Origin of the sequence: Winogradskyella ouciana (assembly GCF_009709615.1) — a bacterium.
Classification (GTDB): domain Bacteria; phylum Bacteroidota; class Bacteroidia; order Flavobacteriales; family Flavobacteriaceae; genus Winogradskyella; species Winogradskyella ouciana.
The window spans coordinates 259,993-276,789 of the sequence record NZ_WJYA01000004.1 but is presented as its reverse complement, the minus strand read 5'-3'; the positions used below and the strand labels follow the sequence as shown (position 1 = coordinate 276,789).

At 36.6% G+C, this 16,797-nt stretch carries 17 protein-coding genes; 8 read left to right on the top strand and 9 right to left on the bottom strand.

All coding sequences use genetic code 11. The features are described from left to right. The first annotated feature begins 3 nt into the window (after window positions 1–3). From F1003_RS05205 to F1003_RS05190, 4 genes are all read left to right on the top strand, one after another. On the top strand, window positions 4–972 hold the full coding sequence (locus F1003_RS05205) for a hemagglutinin protein (RefSeq protein WP_155088160.1): 969 nt from the start codon (window positions 4–6) through the stop codon (window positions 970–972). A 27-nt stretch (window positions 973–999) separates the two neighbouring features. Beyond that, window positions 1,000–1,794, top strand: a complete 795-nt coding sequence (locus F1003_RS05200) for a T9SS type A sorting domain-containing protein (protein WP_155088159.1) — start codon at window positions 1,000–1,002, stop codon at window positions 1,792–1,794. A gap of 71 nt (window positions 1,795–1,865) precedes the next feature. After that, window positions 1,866–2,546 carry an SGNH/GDSL hydrolase family protein gene (locus tag F1003_RS05195; protein WP_155088158.1) on the top strand — a complete coding sequence of 227 codons (681 nt, stop codon included), beginning with the start codon at window positions 1,866–1,868 and terminating at the stop codon, window positions 2,544–2,546. A gap of 45 nt (window positions 2,547–2,591) precedes the next feature. After that, the gene (locus F1003_RS05190) at window positions 2,592–3,488 is read left to right on the top strand and encodes a metallophosphoesterase family protein (RefSeq protein ID WP_155088157.1); all 897 of its coding nucleotides are present in this window, start codon (window positions 2,592–2,594) and stop codon (window positions 3,486–3,488) included. Window positions 3,489–3,561: 73 nt separating this feature from the next. Here F1003_RS05190 and F1003_RS05185 read toward each other — a convergent pair whose 3' ends face one another. The 7 genes from F1003_RS05185 to trmB form a co-directional block, all read right to left on the bottom strand. Continuing rightward, on the bottom strand, window positions 3,562–3,894 hold the full coding sequence (locus F1003_RS05185; protein ID WP_155088156.1) for a 2Fe-2S iron-sulfur cluster-binding family protein: 333 nt from the start codon (window positions 3,892–3,894) through the stop codon (window positions 3,562–3,564). A 59-nt stretch (window positions 3,895–3,953) separates the two neighbouring features. Further along, window positions 3,954–5,015 carry an NAD(P)/FAD-dependent oxidoreductase gene (locus F1003_RS05180; protein WP_155088155.1) on the bottom strand — a complete coding sequence of 354 codons (1,062 nt, stop codon included), beginning with the start codon at window positions 5,013–5,015 and terminating at the stop codon, window positions 3,954–3,956. Between the two features lie 66 nt (window positions 5,016–5,081). Then, a complete protein-coding gene (locus tag F1003_RS05175; RefSeq protein WP_155088154.1) occupies window positions 5,082–5,321 on the bottom strand; it encodes a NifU family protein in 240 nt (79 codons plus the stop codon). Beyond that, complete coding sequence (locus tag F1003_RS05170; RefSeq protein ID WP_162306903.1) at window positions 5,322–6,461, bottom strand: Mrp/NBP35 family ATP-binding protein; 1,140 nt, start codon at window positions 6,459–6,461, stop codon at window positions 5,322–5,324. A 102-nt stretch (window positions 6,462–6,563) separates the two neighbouring features. Further along, on the bottom strand, window positions 6,564–6,896 hold the full coding sequence (locus F1003_RS05165) for an MGMT family protein (RefSeq protein WP_155088152.1): 333 nt from the start codon (window positions 6,894–6,896) through the stop codon (window positions 6,564–6,566). Then, window positions 6,896–7,525 (bottom strand): LysE family transporter, encoded by a 630-nt coding sequence (locus F1003_RS05160; protein WP_155088151.1) that lies wholly within the window; start codon window positions 7,523–7,525, stop codon window positions 6,896–6,898. The genes F1003_RS05165 and F1003_RS05160 overlap by 1 nt, the downstream gene beginning before the upstream one ends. Window positions 7,526–7,528: 3 nt before the next feature. Next, window positions 7,529–8,203 carry a tRNA (guanosine(46)-N7)-methyltransferase TrmB gene (trmB, locus tag F1003_RS05155; RefSeq protein WP_162306902.1) on the bottom strand — a complete coding sequence of 225 codons (675 nt, stop codon included), beginning with the start codon at window positions 8,201–8,203 and terminating at the stop codon, window positions 7,529–7,531. 74 nt (window positions 8,204–8,277) lie between these two features. Between trmB and F1003_RS05150 the strand changes: the two genes are divergently transcribed. Then, entirely contained in the window at window positions 8,278–9,321 is a 1,044-nt protein-coding gene (locus F1003_RS05150) for a glycosyltransferase (RefSeq protein ID WP_162306901.1), read from the top strand. Here the strand turns inward: F1003_RS05150 and F1003_RS05145 are convergent. Continuing rightward, a complete protein-coding gene (locus tag F1003_RS05145; RefSeq protein ID WP_155088148.1) occupies window positions 9,304–10,347 on the bottom strand; it encodes a sensor histidine kinase in 1,044 nt (347 codons plus the stop codon). The two genes, F1003_RS05150 and F1003_RS05145, sit on opposite strands and share 18 nt — an antisense overlap. Continuing rightward, a complete protein-coding gene (locus tag F1003_RS05140) occupies window positions 10,347–11,030 on the bottom strand; it encodes a response regulator transcription factor (RefSeq protein WP_162306900.1) in 684 nt (227 codons plus the stop codon). The genes F1003_RS05145 and F1003_RS05140 overlap by 1 nt, the downstream gene beginning before the upstream one ends. Before the next feature lie 229 nt (window positions 11,031–11,259). Here F1003_RS05140 and F1003_RS05135 point away from each other — a divergent pair, with 229 nt between their 5' ends. The 3 genes from F1003_RS05135 to F1003_RS05125 all read left to right on the top strand — a co-directional run bounded on the left by F1003_RS05135 (window position 11,260) and on the right by F1003_RS05125 (window position 16,725). Beyond that, window positions 11,260–13,785, top strand: a complete 2,526-nt coding sequence (locus F1003_RS05135) for a T9SS type A sorting domain-containing protein (protein ID WP_155088147.1) — start codon at window positions 11,260–11,262, stop codon at window positions 13,783–13,785. A 141-nt stretch (window positions 13,786–13,926) separates the two neighbouring features. After that, window positions 13,927–15,603: a lamin tail domain-containing protein gene (locus F1003_RS05130; RefSeq protein ID WP_155088146.1), complete on the top strand. Its 1,677-nt coding sequence runs from the start codon at window positions 13,927–13,929 to the stop codon at window positions 15,601–15,603. Between the two features lie 141 nt (window positions 15,604–15,744). After that, complete coding sequence (locus F1003_RS05125) at window positions 15,745–16,725, top strand: LuxE/PaaK family acyltransferase (RefSeq protein ID WP_155088145.1); 981 nt, start codon at window positions 15,745–15,747, stop codon at window positions 16,723–16,725. Window positions 16,726–16,797 lie beyond the last annotated feature (72 nt).

The following is a 16,797-nucleotide window of genomic DNA, read 5'->3' as shown; positions in this document are numbered from 1 at the left end:
ATCATGAAAATTCTATCAGTTATAATTCTAATTTTTACCATTACGTTTTGCCCAGCGCAAAGCATCGAAAGATTCAGTATAGACAATGGTGGTGCATCGGTTAGTAATGGCAGCATTCAACTGCTATATACCATTGGTGAGGTTAACGTGCAAGAAATTGATGCAGGTTCGGTAAGTGTTTCTGAAGGTTTTATTACATCGGGTTTTAAAATTCTTGTTGATCCCAAAGTCTTTCTTCAAGGCCCGCTTATTAATGCGGCAACACCAGATATAATGGAAGATGACCTAAGAATAAATGACCAATTGCCAACGACGAGTCCTTATGAGGACAACGCGACTTGTAATACCACGGTTTTTGACATTACGGGCAATAATGCCATTGTGGATTGGGTATGGTTAGAGCTTAGGGATGCCAACGATAACACCAAGATTATTAACGCACGTTCTGCACTCTTACAAAGAGATGGCGATGTGGTAGATGTAGATGGTGTTTCTAACATTACCATGCAGGCACCACCAACCGGTTATTACGTTACTGTAAAACATAGAAACCACTTGGGTGTTATGTCTGCACAGACCATAATGCTTAATGAAAGCTCTGCAACCGATGCAGATTTTACGGACAATGCTTTTAACACTTTCGGTACCAATGCACAGGTTCTATTAGCTTCGGGCAGTACCGCGCTTTGGGCTGGTGACACCAATAATGATGGTAGCGTACAGTTCTCTGGAGGCAATAGTGACGTCAATATACTTAAGGATTTTATCTTGAACCATCCTTCCAATCCCTTAGGTTTTTTAACGGTTGCCATAAATGGATACTTTAACCAAGACGTTAATATGGATGGTATCGCTAAGTTCTCTGGTACTAGTAACGATAGTAATGCCATAAAGGATATTATACTAAATCATCCTGGGAACTTTCTAAATATACCAACCTTTACCATTAACACACAAGTACCAGAAAATTAAATTTCTATTAACCAAAAACATAAAATTATGAGACAGCTTTACACATTTTTTTTAGCACTTTTACTAACCCTTTGTGGTTATGCGCAGCAATATGATTTTGGCATCGTACACAATGGCGGCTATAACTTTTCTGTTGTCGCCACTCCAGATTTTGATGCTACGGACACGGACGTATCAGATATAGGTTTTACGCTGATGCTACCTGCCGGAGACGCAGATGTGACCAATTTAACGCAATTTAACGGTCGTGCTTGGAGTGCCACACAAGTAACAGAAGCCCAATTTACAGGTGCAGGAGTCAGTAGTGACGGTAGAGATGGTTTTCTTATGAATCTACCACCAGGACAGACCATTTTATCGCATACCAATGGTACACCATTTGTTGTGGTCAATTTTGAAATCAGTAATATGCCATCCTCTGGGCAATTGGAGATTTTGCTCAATTCAGACCCTATAGCAATAGCACTTGGTGGTGCATTAGACAGCTTTTACAATTCTAATATAGACAGTACCTCCACACAAGATTATTTTGGTGAAATATCCCCTGGGCAGGGCAGTTTTAATTTTTCTACTTTGGGTATTGATGACGTGGTTGAGGAAGACCTGTCGGTTTCGGTATATCCAAATCCAGCCTCAGAGTTTATAAGTGTTGAGGCTTCATTCCATATTGATAGCGTTGAGTTATTTGATATTACTGGGAAACATGTTCTATGGTCTACGCAAACAAATGCCATAGAGGTGCGTCATTTACCAAATGGTGTCTATTTGCTTAAAATATTTTCGGACAAAGGCAGCCTCACCAAAAAGTTAGTAATTAAATAAATTTGCCTTTATTTTTTCTTTAAAATGCTTCTCTCATGAGAGGCATTTTTTTATGTTGTATCTTTAAGTCTATGAAAAAGATATTTTTAGTATTACTGCTTGCCACTATGAGTGTGGCTTGCCAATCAAATGATGATGCCGATTTACAACAAGTGACGACATATAGAATTTTATCCTTAGGAGACAGCTACACCATTGGAGAAAGTGTTTGTGACTCTTGCCGATTTCCAGAACAATTAAAAGATAGTTTAATTCAAAATTTAACAGAACAAATAACCATAAATCTAGATGTGGTTGCACAAACAGGCTGGACAACTACAAATCTAAAATCCGCAATTGAAATAGCAGATTTAGCTTCAGAATATGATTTGATAACCTTGCTTATTGGTGTTAACAATCAGTATCAAGGCAAACCGTTTTCATTATACGAAGAAGAATTTCCTGAGTTGGTCAACACAGCTTTGGAATTTGTCAATAACGATAAAGCTAGGATTATTGTAGTATCCATTCCCGATTATGCCTTTACTCCTTTTGGGCAAAATTCCGGAAATCCTGAAACTACTTCAGAAGAGATTGATATGTATAATACTTTTGCTGAAGATTACTGTAACAATAACAACATCACTTTTATAAACATCACAGATATTACAAGAGAAGGCCTTAACAATTCAGATTTAGTGGCATCAGATGGCTTACATCCTTCAGAATTGGCATATACTCAATTTGTTGAACGGCTTTTACCCGTGGCATAAGAGAAATTATAATAACTTTTCTTACTTTAGTTTCAAACCAATTAAATGTCATCAAGAACACGATTTAATAAAGCCTACAAAAATGCCAAACGCGTTTTGTTCAATGACAGTTCTAAATTTATACTCTTTAGTGATTGTCATCGTGGCGACAATAGCTTTGCAGATGATTTTGCCAATAACCGTAATATTTACTTTCATGCATTGAAAACTTATTATGCCGAAGGGTTTAATTATTGTGAATTGGGTGATGGTGACGAGTTATGGGAAAACCTGTCTTTTGAATCCATTTTAAGTGCACATAAAAACGTGTATATGTTGATGAAGCTATTCCATGACGAAGGACGACTGCATATGATTTGGGGCAACCACGATATGGTGTACCGAAATGAGGATTATGTTAGTAAGCACCTCAACACCTATTTTGATCCTAAAACAGGTAAAGACGAAGACCTTTTCTGTGATATTAAATATCACGAAGGCATTATTTTAGAACACACCGAAACTGGGCAGGAAATTTTCTTATGCCATGGACACCAAGCAGATTGGTGGAATTACCTCTTTTGGAAATGGAGTCGTTTTATGGTTCGCATTCTTTGGAAACCCTTAAATGTTATGGGTATTGCGGACCCAACCAGTCCGGCAAAAAACTATAAGGAGCTGATAAAAGTAGAGCGAAGAACCAAAAGATGGATTATTGAAAACGACAACCTTATTACTATAACTGGCCACACTCACAGACCACGTTTTCCAGAACCTGGTGATATTGCCTATTTTAATGATGGGAGTTGTGTACACCCACGAAGTATTACTGGCCTTGAAATTGAAGCCGGTAAAATTTCCCTGATTAAATGGCAGATTGTGACGACGGAAGATGGTACGTTAAAGATTGATCGCTTTTTGCTGGAAGGCCCTACACCTTTGATTGATTATAAGACTGAGTAATCTCTTAAAACAGAACTAAAAAAATAAACAGATTGCTTCTCCCGAAGTTTCGGGATCGCAATGACGTTATAATTTATGATTCTGGTGCCAACTCAACTTCCAAGCCTTCCATATCAGATGTCATTTGAATTTGGCAACCCAATCTGGAATTATCTTTTACGTAAAAGGCTTCAGAAAGCATGGCTTCTTCATCGTCTTGCATTTCTGGTAATTGATGATCTGAATTTACATAACATTGACATGAAGCACACATCGCCATACCACCACAAACACCAATGGTACCTTCTGGCGCCAATTCAAAAGAACGCACTACTTCCATAAGGTTCATAGCCATATCGGTTGGTGCCATGATGTCGTGGGTAACGCCATCGCGATCGGTGATTTTTATGTTAATGTCTTGTTCCATGCTATATTTTCTGCAAAAAAATGTTCAATATAAAGACCTGCAAGGTCTAGGTCTTGCTTTTAATTTATCTTTTTTACAACGGCTTTTGGTGCTTCCTTCCTTGTACCATCAAAGCCGTCAACACCTGAAACCGTAGTGTATTTCATGACATAGCGCTTACCAGGATTTATAATTTTATAGGCTGCTTGACACATTAAAGTAGCTTCATGAAAACCACATAGGATCAACTTTAATTTTCCTGGATAGGTGTTTACATCACCTATGGCAAAAATGCCTGGAATATTGGTTTGATAGTCCAATGCATTGTTCACTGTAATGGCATTTTTCTCTATTTCAAGTCCCCAATTTGCAATTGGACCGAGTTTTGGAGATAGGCCGAATAATGGCACAAAATGATCGCACTCCAACTCAAATTCTCTCTCAATATGTTGCGCTTGTTTTACAACGACAGCGTTAACTTTTTCATCACCCACAATACCAACTACCTCGGCAGGTGTAATTAGGTTTATCTTTCCTTTATTTTTTAGTTCTTGCACCTTTTCTACAGAATCTAAATGCCCACGGAATTCATTTCTTCTATGAACTAAAGTGACTTCACTAGCGACATCACTTAAAAAGATACTCCAGTCTAATGCAGAATCACCACCACCTGCAATCACCACTTTTTTATCGCGATACATTTCTGGGTCTTTAATAATGTACTCTACACCTTTATCTTCAAAATCCTTAATGTTATGGATTAAAGGTTTTCGAGGTTCAAAACTTCCTAACCCGCCAGCTATAGCAACAACTGGTGCTTGGTGCTTTGTACCCTTATTTGTAGTTACTATAAAAGAACCATCTTCTTGTTTTTCAATGGTGTCTGCACGTTCGCCCAAGGTAAAACCAGGCTCAAACTGCTTGCACTGTTCTAATAACTTATCGGTTAAGTCACCTGCTAAAATTTCAGGGTAAGCAGGAATATCGTAAATAGGCTTTTTTGGATAAATCTCTGAGCATTGTCCACCAGGTTGCGGCAAAGCATCAATTAAGTGGCACTTTAATTTTAGGAGACCAGCTTCAAAAACCGTGAACAATCCTGTTGGTCCAGCACCAATGATAAGTATATCTGTTTTAATCATGAATTGAAAATTGGATACAAAACTATCAATGTAATTTGAAGTAAAATGTGATAAATGTCACATTCATTATTCTACATTAATAACCTTTTCTATTTGAGGAGCGTATTTCTTAATCGTCATTTCTACACCCGATTTTAACGTCATCTGATTAACGTTACAAGAGGTGCAGGCACCGACAAGTTGCACTTTAACCAGCTTATTGTCATCTATGGACAATAGATTAATATCACCACCATCACTCTGCAAAAACGGACGGATTTCGTCTAATGCTTTTTCTACGTTTAATTTAAGTTCTTCTGAGCTCATTTACTTTTTATTTACGGCAGAGCAACCTGCCATTGTTGTAATTTTTATTGCTTCTGTAGCTGGTAAATTATCATTTCTATCCACAACTTGCTGAACGACATTTCGTGTCAACGCTTCAAAAGCTTCTTCTGTCGGAGTTGCTGTTTGCATTGCTGCAGGTCTACCAACATCACCTGCTTCTCTAATACTTTGTACCAATGGCACTTCACCTAAAAACGGAACTTCTAAATCTTCAGCTAAGTTTTTAGCTCCTTCTTTTCCGAAAATGTAATACTTATTTTCTGGTAATTCCGCTGGAGTAAAATACGCCATGTTTTCGATGATTCCCAAAACAGGAACATTAATGCTTTCTTGCTGAAACATTGCCACTCCCTTTTTAGCATCTGCCAAGGCAACATTTTGCGGAGTACTAACTACTACAGCACCTGTGATTGGTAGCGCTTGCATAATGCTTAAATGAATATCTCCTGTACCAGGAGGTAGGTCTAACAACAGAAAATCCAGTTCTCCCCAAGCGGCATCAAAAATCATTTGGTTTAGCGCTTTTGAAGCCATAGGCCCACGCCAAATTACGGCTTGGTCTGGTCTAGTAAAAAATCCTATGGATAATACCTTGACTCCATAATTTTCTATGGGTTTCATTTTTGATTTGCCATCAACATTAACGGATAGTGGTCGCTCGTTGGCCACATCGAACATAATTGGAATTGATGGTCCGTAAATATCGGCATCCAATATCCCAACTTTAAATCCCATTTTGGCCAAAGTCACAGCTAAATTCGCCGTTACAGTTGACTTTCCTACTCCACCTTTACCTGAAGCTACTGCAATAATATTTTGAATTCCAGGAATTGGTTTTCCTTTGATTTCGTTTTTTGATGGAGCTGCTGGAGCATCCACCTTTAAATTCACTTTTATCTTTGCCTTTTCATAAACCTCTTTATGAATCGTTTGAAGGATTTCGACTTCAGTCTTTTTCTTTGCCTGTAGACTTGGGTTTTTGATGGTAATATCTACAATAACTTCATCTGCAAAAGTTACTACATTGGTCACTGCACCACTATCTACCATATTCTCACCTTCACCAGGCACTGTTATGGTTTTGAGGGCTTTAAGTATATCTTGTTTGTTAAGCTTCACTGTGTTTATTAAGATTAATTCTAAATGCAAAGATAGGCATTAATGAAAGAAGAATAAAGCCGTGAGTTAGAAGATATTTATTGGTAGATTGATGAAATCAATTTACTTAAGTTCTTTTGCAGGATCCCAAAACACGGATGCCAAATTTTGAATTTGATTATCCACAACTTCAATGCCCTCATTTTCGAGCAATTGTTGCATTAAGTTAGTACCATCAAAATGATGTTTACCTGTCAATAAGCCTTTTCTATTGACCACGCGATGTGCTGGTACATCTTTCCCTCCAGAACCATTCATAGCATACCCAACAATTCTTGCACTTTTTGCAGCTCCTAAATATTTGGCAATGGCTCCATAACTCGTTACTCTTCCGTAAGGGACTAGCCTGGCCACTTCATACACTTTTTCAAAAAAACCTAAGGTTTCAGGTTTCATCACAATTCCTTTAAAATATTGATAAAAGTAATTAATGCCACAAGACCTGTTATTGCTCCTATGCTATAATTCATATTCTTTTGGGAGGTGAATTTTTTGTCTTTTATCTTATCAAAAAAGAAAATGTAGAAATACAGCATCACAAAAGTTCCCATGGCTGCACCAGTAACATAGGTGATTATACTTGTTCGTTCAAAATCCATCCAACCAAAAGACGCCATAGTGATAGTCATATAGGCTTGATAAGGAATTGGGAACACATTAAGTGCCGATAAAAACATGCCATGAAAAAAGCGACTTTTTTTACTTCTTACGTCCGCTTCTACCTTGGTCTCTTTTTGGTTTCTGGCAATTATCAAAAAATAAATAGTAATCAGAACAAAGATGACAAAAGCTACACGTTGCAAAATCTCTACGATATCTGGTCTGTTGGATAAATACCTCGCAAAAATAGCAGCAACATAGGTTTGAATAAAGACGACCAAACAAACGCCTGACGAAAAGGTAATGCCTCTACCAGGACCTTCTTTAAGACTAATTCTGGCAGCCGTCATATTAAGTAAACCTGGTGGAATTACACCAATAAGTGCCACAAAAAGCCCGAGGAAGAAGACAACTGTTATACTCAAATTTTAGTTGATTTTGAATCTAATATACGTAATTGCTTTGTCTTTCTCTAAATACTGATTTTCGTAAAAGGTCTGTATCTCGGTGACTTCTTCAGGACTTCCTTCCAATTTATATACATTATGGTTGGCATAAAGCACCTCGTAACCCTTACCATGCAGTAAGCCAAGCGTATAACCATGCATAAATTCGCTATCGGTTTTTAAGTGCATAAGTCCATTTGGTTTAAGCACTTTACGATAACGCTCTAAAAACTGAAGATTAGTTAAGCGGTGTTTTGTACGCTTATATTTTATTTGTGGGTCTGGAAATGTAATCCAGATTTCATCGACTTCATTTTCTTCAAAAACGTGTTCAAGGAGTTCTATTTGTGTCCTTATAAAAGCAGCATTGGGAATGTTATCCTCTAAAGCAGTTTTTGCACCTCTCCAAAAACGTGCGCCTTTAATATCAACGCCTATAAAGTTTTTATTGGGATAACGTTTCGCTAAACCAACGGTGTATTCACCTTTTCCACAACCCAATTCTAAAACTACAGGATTGTCATTCTTAAAAAATTCTTTCCTCCAATTGCCTTTTAATGAATAGTTTCCTTCAGTTAACTCTTCTCGTCTTGGTTGAAACACATTTGCAAAGGTTTCATTTTCTTTAAATCGTTTGAGCTTATTTTTACTTCCCACGTTATTCTTTCGTTTTCGATTTCGTAATAATTCGGTAAAATTAAGGAAACATTTTAGCTTTATCTTTGTATTTGATGAAACGAATTTTAATTGCGCCTTTAAATTGGGGATTAGGACATGCCACAAGATGTATTCCTCTTATAAACGCCCTGATTGCCAACAATTTTGAACCTGTTATTGCCAGTGATGGACAGGCTTTAGAATTGTTAAAAAAAGAATTTCCCAAGCTTCAAGCTTTTGAGCTACCGTCTTACAACATTACTTATGCAAAAAAAGCCAATAGCTTTAAACTAAAATTACTGAAAGATTCACCACACCTTTTAAAAACCATTAAAAGGGAAAAAAAGGTTGTTGAAAGTTTAATTGCATCTGAAGACATTTCGGGTATCATTTCAGATAATCGTTTTGGAGTACGGAGTAAGAAGATTCCATCTGTTTTTGTAACACATCAATTGCAAGTGCTAAGCGGTAGTACAACTTGGTTAAGTAGTAAGTTGCATCAGAAAATAATTTCAAAATTTGATGAATGCTGGGTACCTGATCATATAGGAACAAAAAACCTAAGTGGTGACCTAGGACATCCTGATGGTTACCAATCGGCATTAAAATATATTGGACCCTTAAGCAGATTTAATAAGCAAGATTTACCCGTAAAGTACAATATACTTGTGGTATTATCTGGTCCGGAACCTCAACGCACATTGTTAGAAGAGAAACTTTTACAAGAACTAAAAGCTTACCAAGGTAGCGTATGCTTTGTAAAAGGAACGATAGAACCTAAGCAAACTAAAGTTACAAAAGGAAATCTCGAGATATATAATTTTATGACAAGTGTTGAGTTAGAAAACGCCTTAAATGAAAGTGAATTAGTAATAGGTAGATCTGGTTACACTTCGATTATGGATTACGCCAAGCTAGAGAAGAAAGCTTTTTTTATCCCTACTCCTGGTCAATTTGAACAAGAGTATTTAGCTCAAAAATTTAATGAAGAAGGTATCGCTCCGTGTTGCAAACAGAAGGATTTTAAACTACAATTATTGTCTGATATTGAAAATTACTCCGGATTACAGTTTTTGAATTACGAGGTTAACTACAAAAAATTATTTGGCCTTTTCTAGTGTAAAGGAAAACTCACTACCCACACCAATTTCGCTCTCTACATACATTTTTTCCTCATGGGCTTCTATAATATGCTTTACAATAGATAACCCTAATCCAGAACCTCCCTCTTTACGAGAACCACTTTTATCCACTCGGTAGAACCTTTCGAACAAACGTGGCAGATTCTCTTCTTTAATACCTTCACCATTATCCGTAACCCTAACAATGACTTTATTTTTTATAAGGTTTTCTATGCTTACTTCCGTTGTGCCTTTTTTTCTACCATATTTAATGGAGTTGACAACTAAATTAGTAAGTACCTGTTGAATACGTTCTACATCAGCATATACCATAACTGGTTCAGTATAATCGATATCAAAGGTCAGCGTTATACTTTTCTTCGCGGCTTTCATTTCAAAAAGCTCAAAAACATTCTGTACCAGCTTTACAATATCAAAATGTTCCTTGTCTAAGCTGAGGTCACCAACTTCTAATTTAGTGATCATGTCTAAATCTTTAATGATATAGGTTAGCCTCTCTACTCCTTTGCTTGCTCTATTTAAATATTTCTTTCTAATCTTTTCATCGTCAATGCCACCATCTAAAAGCGTATCTATATAACCTTGAACCGTAAACAAGGGAGTCTTTAATTCGTGAGACACATTGCCAATAAACTCCTTTCGGTATTCTTCCCTAACTTTTAACGTTTCAATCTCTATTTTCTTATCCTTGGCATACTTGTCTATTTCTTTGGTAAGTGTGCCCATATCAGTAGTAATGGGCTGTTGTCTTAAATCTACGGATTCCAATAAGGTAAGGTCATCATAAATTTTCTTTACACGTTTGTAAATAAAACGTTCAACCCTAAATTGTATGATAACAAAGGATAATGAAAAACAAATGAGAGGGAAAAATATAATCTCCCAGTTAAGTGCATTATTATAGTATAAAAAAACACTCACAAGGAGTGTTACAAATAAAGTAACATACAAAGATGTTTTTATGGCAAACTTGTACGTTTTTTTAAGGTTTTTTTTCTGCATTAGTCTACAAACTTGTAACCAACACCCTTAACCGTCTTAAAAGATTTATCCCCTATTTTTTCGCGAAGTTTTCTAATGTGTACATCAATGGTTCTGCCTCCAACAACGACTTCATTTCCCCAGACTTTGTCTAAAATCTCTTCGCGCTTAAATACTTTTCCGGGCTTGGTTGCTAACAAAGATAACAATTCAAACTCTTTTCTTGGCAGTATAATCTCTTCACCTTTTTTGGTAATTTTATATTCCTCTCTATTAATGACTAAATCACCGATTTTTAGAGATTCGTTTGTGGCTTCACTTTCCTTAAACCTTCTTAGTAGCGCTTTAACTTTACTAATGAGCACTTTGGGCTTTATCGGCTTTGTAATGTAATCATCCGCACCAGCATCAAAACCCGCAACTTGAGAATAGTCCTCACCTCTGGCGGTTAAAAATGTAATTATAGTATTATTGAGCTTAGAATCTTGACGTATGCGCTCACAAGCTTCAATACCATCCATCTCTGGCATCATAACGTCCAATATAATTAAATGAGGTTTATGTTTTTTGACTTTTTCAATGGCTTCAAGTCCATTTTCACCAGTTATAACCTGATAACCTTCTGATGATAAATTATACCCTACTATTTCTAAAATGTCTGGTTCGTCATCAACCAATAATATCTTAATATCCTTTTTCTTCACTGTTAAGGTAATTTTAAGCTTCTGTAAAGATAAAATATATCTGTGTTATGATAGCAAAATTTTTAAATTGATAACAATTCGCTAACATTGAAAATCTAATTCACTGTAAATTAAAACACTCTGACCCTTATTATGTTAACATATTGTAAAAAACGGAAATGTTGGTAAAACCATTATAGAAACTCACTATTTGTTAGTATATTTATGAACTAATTTTTAAAAATCAATTATGAAAAAACTTTACATTTTATTATTTGCATTGATTGTTTCTTCAATTTCTTTTGCCCAAGTTTTGGCTGAAGATTTTGATTATGGCAATACAAGTGGAGATTTAACAGCTACCAGTGGTGGTTTATGGAGTAATCATTCTGGGACTACTGCTGTTGCATACGTAGGAGCTCCTACAAGTTTATCTATGACTGATTATCCTTCTTCAGGTGTTGGAGGCCATGTGTCTCTAACAGGTTCAAACTCTGAAGATGTAAACAGAGCATTCACAGATATAACAACAGGTACAGTATATGGAAGTGCATTAGTGAATCTATCGTCGGTTGGGACCGGCAATTATTTCATTCATTTTAATGCTAGTGGATTTAGAGCCAGGGTTGGTGCTCAAGATGATGGAAACGGAGATGTTTTATTTGGTATTGGAACCAGTAGTAGCACTTTAACGTATGGCACAACTGCATATAGCTTAAATACTACTTACTTATTAGTCTTTTCTTATGAAATAGCTACTGGTGTTACTAATTTACACGTGCTTACAGCTGTTACGCCAACTGAGCCAATGACACCCGAGGCAACAAACACAGGTACATCAGGTACAGCTATTAATGCAATTTCTTTTAGACAATCCTCGAATATCCCAGATGTTCTTGTAGATGGCATTCGTGTGGCAACATCTTGGAATGAAATTATGAACGACTCTGCTTGTGATGTCTCCTTGCAGCCTGCGACTTACTCTTGTAATACCAATACACTTGGTGATAATAACGATGGTGTAGTAATTAATATACCTTATACAAATTCTAATGCCGGTATAATGAATGTGACTACAACTTCTGGAGGTACAGTTGGTGGAGATGACCCATCTGGGACTCCTAATGGTACAATTACAATTTCTGGTTTGTCTGAAGGTGATGCTTGGGACGTAACCTTAGAAGGTGGCGATTGTGATGGGGTATCGTTATCTGGAATGGTTCCTGCTGCTGAATGTGATCCTGCACCAAATACATGTTTTGATTTGAGTGGTGGAACTGAATTTTTTGAATCAGTTTCTGTAGCAACAAATTCTGACACCGATGAGTGGACTGAAACTTCAGGTACATACAGTATGAATGGTTTCTGTGGAGGTGGATGCATGGAAGAGTCTAATACGTGGCTAATTTTTGGACCACTTGATATGACAAGCGTATCAGATCTTTCTTTAATTTTTGAAGCTACTGAAGGATTTGACGGAACTGAATTAAATATTCAATATACGAATGATTATTCTAGTCTTTGCCCAGATGGTGCCACTTGGACATCAGTTCAAACTATTGTAGATTCCGGTAATTATTCTATTGATATTTCGGGAGCATCAGGTACAGACGCTTTTATTGGAATTCAATATTTAGATTCTGACGGATCTTTCTCTTCTTGGGATCTATCTAACGTAAGCATTGGTGCATTTGGTACATGTCCTACTTTAGGCTCTAGGCCTACTTCTGATTGTGCAGTATGTGATGTTTCATTACAAAGTGAAATATACGTTTGTGCTACTAACACTGCTGGTGATAATAATGATAATGTGACTATAAATATTCCTTACACAGGAGTTGACAATACCATAACATCAGTTACTACTACATCTGCAGGTATCGTTGGTGGTGACGATCCGTCTGGCACCCCAGATGGTACAATTACCATTACAGGATTAAGCGAAGGTGATTTATGGGATATTACTATAAATGGTGGAGATTGTGACGGTACAACCATGTCGGGAGCCGTACCAGCAGCACAATGTGACCCTGTTACTATGGACTTAGTAATTAATGAAATTTTAGCTGATCCTGCAGGAGATATTACTGGTGACGCCAATGGAGATGGAACAAGAGATGGCTCTGATGATGAGTTTGTAGAACTGTACAACATTGGCTCAAGTAGTTTAGACATTTCTGGCTTCACTATTGAAGATGGGTTTGGGCTAAGACATACATTCCCTGCGAGTACAGTTGTTCCTGCAAATAGTTTTATCACCGTATTTGGTGGTGGTACACCAACTGGAATTTCTGGTATGGTACAAGTTGCCTCAGAAGGTCAATTAGGATTAAATAACGGTGGTGACGATGTTGTAGTGAAAAATGACTCTGGTGTTGTTGTAGTAACTTACACCTATACTGGTGCCACAGACCAATCTGTTGGCCGTAACCCAGATTTTACTGGTGCTTTTGTTGACCATTCTACAATTGCAGGAAATGGAGGTGCTTTATTCTCACCTGGCCAAGAAAATGATGACCCATCACTTTCTACAAGTGAATTTGACTCAACTTCATTCTCTGTTTACCCTAACCCAACAAACACAGGTTTTGTAACCATAACTTCATCAAATAGTGATGTAATGAGCGTACAAGTGTTTGATATTTTGGGAAAGCAGGTAAAAAGTGAAACTTTAACGGATAACACACTAAATGTATCTAATTTAAATACTGGTGTTTATATTTTGAAGATTACTCAAAACAATGCTTCTACAACTAAAAAATTAGTGATTAGATAAGTTTCTTATTTTCAAGATGATAAAAGCACAGTTATTCCATAACTGTGCTTTTTTTTATTTATTGTTTTATTTATACCCCTTTTAAACGAGCATTGTGATATAATTTTAGTATTTTATCAACCTAATAATCCCTATACTATCATGAAAAAATTCTACACTTTATTTTTATTTCTTTTAACATTTTTTATTGGTTTTGCTCAAAGTCCCGGTGATATCGTAATTACAGAAATAATGAAAGATCCTAGCGCAGTTATTGACGAAAATGGCGAGTGGTTCGAAATTTATAATTCAACAGCATCAGATATAAATATTGATGGCTGGACACTGAAAGACGATGGCACCAATAATTATGTCATAGATGCCACAATAGATCCTATGACTGGTACTGGAGGTCAAACCATTGTACCTGCTGGAGGTTATTTGGTACTTGGTAGAACCTTAGACCTCATGGTCAATGGAGGTGCTCCAATTGATTATGCTTATCAAAGTAATTTTAATATGGGTAATGGTGCTGATGAGATAGTCCTTGTAACACCAGGTAATATTGAGATTTCTCGAGTTAATTATGATGGAGGTCCAAATTTCCCTGATATGGCTGGTGAAAGTATGCAGTTAAACCCATCGTTTTTAAACGAAACAGACAATGATAATGGAGATAATTGGTGTCCATCACTTTCTCCTTACGGAGATGGTGACCTAGGAACACCTGGTGCTGCAAATGAAGTGTGTGCACCTGAGTGTACAATAGATTTTACATCGTTAGATGTAACTTGTGACTCCTTAAATCCAGGGTCAACAGACGACACTTACACTGTGAATTTATCTTATTCCGGAGGTAATGTATCCACAACGTTTATTGTGTCTTCGACAGCAGGAGACGTAAGTGGTGATGATCCTTCTACCGTAGAGTCTGGAACCATTATTGTCTCTAACGTTCCTGAAGGGACAAACATTGACATTACATTAGATGATACTGCTAGTGGAGGTATATGCTTTACTACCGTTAATGTTTCTAGCCCAAATTGCATACCTGTAGGTAGCATTGATCTTGAGTTTGTAGGTATAATGGACTTTACAGTTCCATCTGGCGGTAGTGACGGTAAAGCAATACATGTCGTTGCAACAGCAGACATTGCAGATTTGAGTGTTTATGGCATTGGAACTGCAGCTAATGGTGGTGGTTCTGACGGCCAAGAATACACATTTGACGCCATAAGTGTTAACAATGGTGATCATATTTTAGTAGCACGAACACCTAGTTCAATGCAACAATATTTAACCCCTAGCGGTTACAGTTTATTTAATGTTGTGCTAATTGCATCAACAGATATAAACATGAATGGCAATGATGGTATTGAATTATTTAAGAATGGAACACTTATAGAAACTTTTGGAGATGTTAATGTGGATGGAACAGGCCAGAGCTGGGAGTATTTAGACTCTTGGGCCTATAAAGAAACTCTAGGATCTGTATGGCCTTCTGGTTGGATGTATGGAACAGTGAATTGTACCGATGGTAGTCAAACAACGTTTAGTAGTACTTGTGTTTACCCTTTTGTAGCTTCACTATCAAATGATGAATTTTCCACTAATAAATTTTCAATTTATCCCAATCCTACAACCACTGGATTTATTAATATTTCATCATACAACAATGATGTAATGAGTGTCCAAGTATTTGATATTTTAGGGAAGCAGGTAAAAAGTGAAACTTTAACGGATAACACACTAAATGTTTCTGATTTAAACACTGGTGTTTATATTTTAAAGATTACTCAAAATAATGCCTCTACTACTAAAAAATTAGTGATTAGATAAGCATATTAAATTTTTCGAAAAAGCGTTGTTCACAATTTTGAACAGCGCTTTTTTTATTTTATCTACTTTTGTATTTCGACTACACCCAATAACCAAATCAAATTTTGTTTACAAACTGACTATTTAAGTTTGGTGAAAATTATGATAGATCCTAAAGCCATTTTCAGTATTAAATCAGATGCTCAATTTGAAGCTTTGGCATTGGAAGTTTTTAGATTTCAGTTTGAAAATAATTCTGTTTACCGCTCATTTTGCGACTTACTTTATAAACATCCTTCTGATGTAAAAACCATTGAAGGTATTCCTTTTTTACCCATTCAGTTTTTTAAAAGTCATGATATCTTAAGTTCTAATGATGCTATTGAAAAAACCTTTACAAGTTCTGGCACCACAGGAAGTGTAACAAGTAAGCATTTAGTCACTGACCTTAACCTGTATAAAGCAAGCTATACAAAAGGCTTCCAAAGTTTTTACGGAAACGTTGAGGACTATGTAATTTTAGCCTTATTACCTTCTTATCTTGAACGCGATGGTTCCTCGCTAATTTATATGGTAAACGATTTAATACAGCAATCCAATCATCCTGAAAGCGGGTTTTATCTCAACAACCTTGACGAATTAGCACAAAAACTTCTTCGGCTTGAAGCTAAAAAACAAAAAACACTTTTAATTGGTGTCTCCTTTGCCTTATTGGATTTGGTGGAACGATTTCAGTTCCGTTTAAAGCACACTACTATCATGGAAACTGGTGGTATGAAAGGTAGGAGAAAGGAAATCATTAGACAAGAGCTTCATCATATTCTTAAAGCCGGTTTTAGTGTTGACAAAATCCATAGCGAATATGGCATGACCGAGCTCTTGAGCCAGGCCTACTCTAAAGGCGATGGTATCTTTGAATGTCCTCCATGGATGAAAGTTTTAACACGAGATACGGAAGACGCACTTTCACTTCAGCAGCCCAACAAAACAGGTGGCATTAACGTTATTGACTTAGCAAATGTGAATTCGTGTCCTTTTGTTGCCACACAAGATTTAGGTAAAGTTTACGACAACGGTGAATTTGAAATTATTGGCAGATTCGATAATTCTGATATTCGCGGATGTAATTTAATGGCACTGTAAGGAATCCATAAAATTTACGACTAAATATATGCTATCGAAAAGAGAAATTTTCAATAGTTGATTGATTGGTTA

Excerpts from the sequence above, each read along its gene's own strand:
- F1003_RS05130 (WP_155088146.1), top strand. The coding sequence starts at position 13,927 with ATGAAAAAATTCTACACTTTATTTTTATTTCTTTTAACATTTTTTATT.
- F1003_RS05200 (WP_155088159.1), top strand. The coding sequence starts at position 1,000 with ATGAGACAGCTTTACACATTTTTTTTAGCACTTTTACTAACCCTTTGT.
- F1003_RS05185 (WP_155088156.1), bottom strand. The coding sequence starts at position 3,894 with ATGGAACAAGACATTAACATAAAAATCACCGATCGCGATGGCGTTACC.
- F1003_RS05145 (WP_155088148.1), bottom strand. The coding sequence starts at position 10,347 with ATGCAGAAAAAAAACCTTAAAAAAACGTACAAGTTTGCCATAAAAACA.
- F1003_RS05135 (WP_155088147.1), top strand. The coding sequence starts at position 11,260 with ATGAAAAAACTTTACATTTTATTATTTGCATTGATTGTTTCTTCAATT.
- F1003_RS05190 (WP_155088157.1), top strand. The coding sequence starts at position 2,592 with ATGTCATCAAGAACACGATTTAATAAAGCCTACAAAAATGCCAAACGC.
- F1003_RS05125 (WP_155088145.1), top strand. The coding sequence starts at position 15,745 with ATGATAGATCCTAAAGCCATTTTCAGTATTAAATCAGATGCTCAATTT.
- F1003_RS05205 (WP_155088160.1), top strand. The coding sequence starts at position 4 with ATGAAAATTCTATCAGTTATAATTCTAATTTTTACCATTACGTTTTGC.
- F1003_RS05175 (WP_155088154.1), bottom strand. The coding sequence starts at position 5,321 with ATGAGCTCAGAAGAACTTAAATTAAACGTAGAAAAAGCATTAGACGAA.
- F1003_RS05180 (WP_155088155.1), bottom strand. The coding sequence starts at position 5,015 with ATGATTAAAACAGATATACTTATCATTGGTGCTGGACCAACAGGATTG.
- F1003_RS05150 (WP_162306901.1), top strand. The coding sequence starts at position 8,278 with ATGAAACGAATTTTAATTGCGCCTTTAAATTGGGGATTAGGACATGCC.
- F1003_RS05195 (WP_155088158.1), top strand. The coding sequence starts at position 1,866 with ATGAAAAAGATATTTTTAGTATTACTGCTTGCCACTATGAGTGTGGCT.
- F1003_RS05165 (WP_155088152.1), bottom strand. The coding sequence starts at position 6,896 with ATGAAACCTGAAACCTTAGGTTTTTTTGAAAAAGTGTATGAAGTGGCC.